This is a genomic window from Actinoalloteichus spitiensis RMV-1378, from assembly GCF_000239155.1.
Classification (GTDB): Bacteria; Actinomycetota; Actinomycetes; order Mycobacteriales; family Pseudonocardiaceae; genus Actinoalloteichus_B; species Actinoalloteichus_B spitiensis.
The window spans coordinates 1-3,818 of record NZ_AGVX02000323.1; the positions used below are offsets into that span (position 1 = coordinate 1).

At 72.2% G+C, this 3,818-nt stretch carries 2 protein-coding genes; both read left to right on the forward strand.

Annotated elements, in window-relative coordinates; genetic code table 11:
* The first annotated feature begins 223 nt into the window (after positions 1 to 223).
* The gene (locus tag ACTIDRAF_RS0214755; RefSeq protein WP_016699505.1) at positions 224 to 1,966 is read left to right on the forward strand and encodes a pyruvate dehydrogenase; all 1,743 of its coding nucleotides are present in this window, start codon (positions 224 to 226) and stop codon (positions 1,964 to 1,966) included.
* A gap of 165 nt (positions 1,967 to 2,131) precedes the next feature.
* Entirely contained in the window at positions 2,132 to 3,553 is a 1,422-nt protein-coding gene (locus ACTIDRAF_RS0214760; protein WP_039787455.1) for a sugar porter family MFS transporter, read from the forward strand.
* Positions 3,554 to 3,818 lie beyond the last annotated feature (265 nt).

The following is a 3,818-nucleotide window of genomic DNA, read 5'->3' on the forward strand; positions in this document are numbered from 1 at the left end:
GCCGTCGCCGGTCCCCCCACCTCGGGCGAGGCCCGGGACGAGCCGCACCGCCGCCCCCCGCGCCCGGCCGGGTCACGCTGTTGCCGGTCCGGGTGGGCTCGGCGAAGGTGGAGGCGCCCGGGACCACGTGTCGCCGCGCGCCTGGTGCGCCGGCGGTGCCCCGGGCCGGGGGCCGGGGGCGGCTGGGAGCCCTCCGCGACGGTGACAGGACGGAGGTGCCGCGATGGCCAGGAACACGGTTGCCGACCAGCTCGTGGAGATCCTGCGCGAGGTCGGAGTGGAACGCGTCTACGGGGTCGTGGGCGACAGCCTGAACCCGGTGGTGGACGGGATCCGCCGCCGCCGGGGGATCGAGTGGACGCAGGTCCGCCACGAGGAGTCCGGGGCGTTCGCCGCCTCGGCCGAGGCACAGGTGACGGGCCAGCTCGCCGTGTGCGCGGGGAGCTGCGGGCCGGGCAACCTGCACCTCATCAACGGCCTCTACGACGCCCACCGCAGCATGGCGCCGGTCCTGGCCATCGCCTCGCACATCCCCACCAGCGAGATCGGCACCGGCTACTTCCAGGAGACCCACCCCGACCGGTTGTTCGTCGAGTGCAGCCACTACTGCGAGATGGTGACCGATCCCGAGCAGCTGGCCAGGGTCACCCGCATCGCCATCCAGCACGCGGTGGGCCGGGGCGGGGTCTCGGTCATCATCCTTCCCGGTGATGTCGCTGGGTTGGCGGCGTCGAAGCAGCCCGTGGGGCACGCGCTGGTCACCGAACGTCCGAAGGTCCGCCCGGGGCCGGACGAGCTGGCCAGGCTCGCCGAACTGATGAACGACGCCAACCGGGTCACGCTCTTCTGCGGGCGGGGCACCCAGGGCGCCCACGACCTCGTCATGCGGTTGGCGGAGCGGTTGAAGGCGCCCGTCGGCCACGCGCTGCGCGGCAAGGAGTGGATCCAGTACGACAACCCCTTCGACGTGGGCATGAGCGGGCTCCTCGGGTACGGCGCCTGCTACGAGGCCATGCACGAGGCGGAGCTGCTGGTTCTCCTGGGCACCGACTTCCCCTACCCGGCGTTCCTGCCGGACGGGGTGCGGATCGTGCAGGTCGACCACCGGGCCGAGCAGCTCGGCCGGCGGGCGCCGCTGGCGCTGGGGGTCTGGGGATCGGTGTCGGAGACCATCGAGCAGGTGCTCCCGATGGTGCGGGAGAAGCGGGACCGGACCTTCCTGGACAACGCGCTCCGCAAGCACGCCGCCGCCCTGGAACGGGTGGTCGGGGCGTACACGCAGGACGTGGAGCACCACCTGCCGATCCACCCGGAGTACGCGGCGTCGGTGCTGGACGAGGAGGCGGCGGACGACGCCGTGTTCACCGTGGACACCGGGATGTGCAACGTGTGGGCCGCCCGCTACATCAGCCCGAACGGGCGCCGCCGCCTGCTCGGCTCCTTCAGCCACGGGTCGATGGCCAACGCGGTGCCCCAGGCGATCGGCGCGGCTCTCGCCCAACCCGGCCGGCAGGTGGTGGCGATGGCCGGTGACGGCGGCTTCGCGATGCTGCTGGGCGAACTGCTCACCCTGGTCGCCTCGGACCTGCCGGTGAAGGTCGTCCTGTTCAACAACTCGTCGTTGGGCATGGTCAAGCTGGAGATGCTGGTGGCTGGGCTGCCGGAGCACGGCACCGCGACGCAGCACACCGACTTCGCCGCGATCGCCAGGGCGGCCGGCGCGCACGGGGTGCGCGTCGAGCGGCCGGCCGACCTGCGGGCGGCGCTGCGGGAGGCCTTCGACCGCCCAGGTCCCGCCGTGGTCGACGTGGTGACCGACCCGAACGCGCTGTCCATGCCGCCGAAGATCACCGCTGAGCAGGTGTCGGGGTTCGCCCTGTCGATGGGGCGCACGGTGCTGGCCGGGGGCGTCGGCCGGATGATCCAGCTCGCCCGGAGCAACCTGCGCAACATCCCCCGCCCCTGAACCGGCGCGAGGTAGGCCGTTCCGTTCGTGCGTCCTGCCGGTCGGGCGCGAGCGGCGGGACCCCCGGTCGGGGTGCTGATCGGCGTGGGGGTGTGGAAACGCGCGGTGGCGGGTAACGAGGGCAGCAGAACCGTTCCGCCGACCGACAGCACTGGGGGACACCGGATGGTGGCAGGAGGTACCGGTCAGGGCACCGGGCACACGGCACAGGAGAACCTCGCCTACGTGGTGCTGATCGCCGGCGCCGCCGCGATGGGCGGTTTCCTGTTCGGTTACGACACCTCCGTGATCAACGGCGCGGTGGACGCGGTCCAGGACCACTTCGAGGTCAGTTCGCTGCTCGTGGGGTTCACGGTGTCCTCCGCCCTGCTGGGGTCGGCGCTGGGCGCCTGGATCGCCGGTGGGCTGGCCGACCGGCACGGCCGGATCCGGGTGATGCAACTCGCCGCGATCATGTTCGCCGTGAGCGCGGTCGGTTCCGCCCTGCCCTTCACGGTCTGGGACCTGACGGCCTGGCGCCTGCTCGGTGGCGTCGCGATCGGCATCGCCTCGGTGATCGCGCCGACCTACATCGCCGAGATCGCGCCGGCCGCCTACCGGGGCCGCCTGGGTTCGATGCAGCAGTTGGCGATCGTGCTGGGCATCGCCGCCTCGCAGCTGGTGAACTACGCGATCGCGGCGGCGGCCGGTGGGGCCCGTGGTGAACTGGGGCCGCTGGAGGCGTGGCAGTGGATGCTCGGGGTGGAACTGGCCCCGGCACTGCTCTACCTGCTGCTGACGCTGACGATCCCGGAGAGTCCCCGGTTCCTGGTGCGCACCGGGCGGGTCGGCCGGGCGCGTCGAATCCTGGCCAGGGTGGAGGGCGCGGACCCGTCGACGGTGGACGAACGGATCGAGGAGATCCGGTCCGCTCTCGGTTCGGAACGTCGACCCACCCTGCGGGACCTCACCGGGGGCCGGTTCGGTCTGCTGCCGATCGTCTGGGTGGGCATGGGCTTGTCCGCCTTCCAACAGCTGGTCGGCATCAACGTGATCTTCTACTACTCGGCGTCGCTGTGGCAGTCGGTGGGGATCGAGGAGAGCGACTCGCTGCTGCTCAGCCTGTTCACGTCGATCGTGAACATCGTCGGGACCTTCGTCGCCATCGCCCTGGTGGACCGGGTCGGCCGCAAGCCGCTCCTGCTGGTGGGCTCGGGCGGGATGACGGTGGCCCTGGCGGTGGCGGCGGTCGCGTTCTCCCGGGCCACCGTGGTCGGCGACTCCGCCGAGCTGCCCCCGGGCTGGGGGCTGGTGGCCCTGGTGGCGGCCAGCTCCTTCGTGCTGTTCTTCTCGTTGTCCTGGGGCGTGATGGTGTGGGTGCTGCTCGGTGAGATGTTCCCGCTGCGCATCCGGGCGGCGGCGATGGCGGTGGCCACGGCCACGCAGTGGATCGCCAACTGGCTGGTGACGGTGACCTTCCCCAGCCTGCGGGACTGGAACCTCGCCGGCACCTACGTGATGTACGCGGTGTTCGCCGCGTTGTCGTTCGTGTTCGTGTACCGCTGGGTGCGGGAGACGAAGGGCAGGAAGCTGGAGGAGATGGGCTGAGCCCGGATGTCGGAACCGTCGACTGGTCGCGGCGGTTCCCCGGCTGGCCCGGAGCGGCGGTGTCACGGTGGTGGCGTCGCCGGTCCCGGACCGGCAGCCGGGTGTGGAGCGTCGTCCTGGCGAGGGGCCAGCCGGGGTCCGGGTGTCCGGGCCGGTCGGACATCCCGTCGGCGATCACGTCCGCCCAGCCGCTCGACGTGGTGTGCGGCCACCTCGCCCGCTGTGGGGGTGGGTGGCGGTGGGGGCGGCGCCTCGGGCGGGCACC

Excerpts from the sequence above, each read along its gene's own strand:
- ACTIDRAF_RS0214755 (WP_016699505.1), top strand. The coding sequence starts at position 224 with ATGGCCAGGAACACGGTTGCCGACCAGCTCGTGGAGATCCTGCGCGAG.
- ACTIDRAF_RS0214760 (WP_039787455.1), top strand. The coding sequence starts at position 2,132 with ATGGTGGCAGGAGGTACCGGTCAGGGCACCGGGCACACGGCACAGGAG.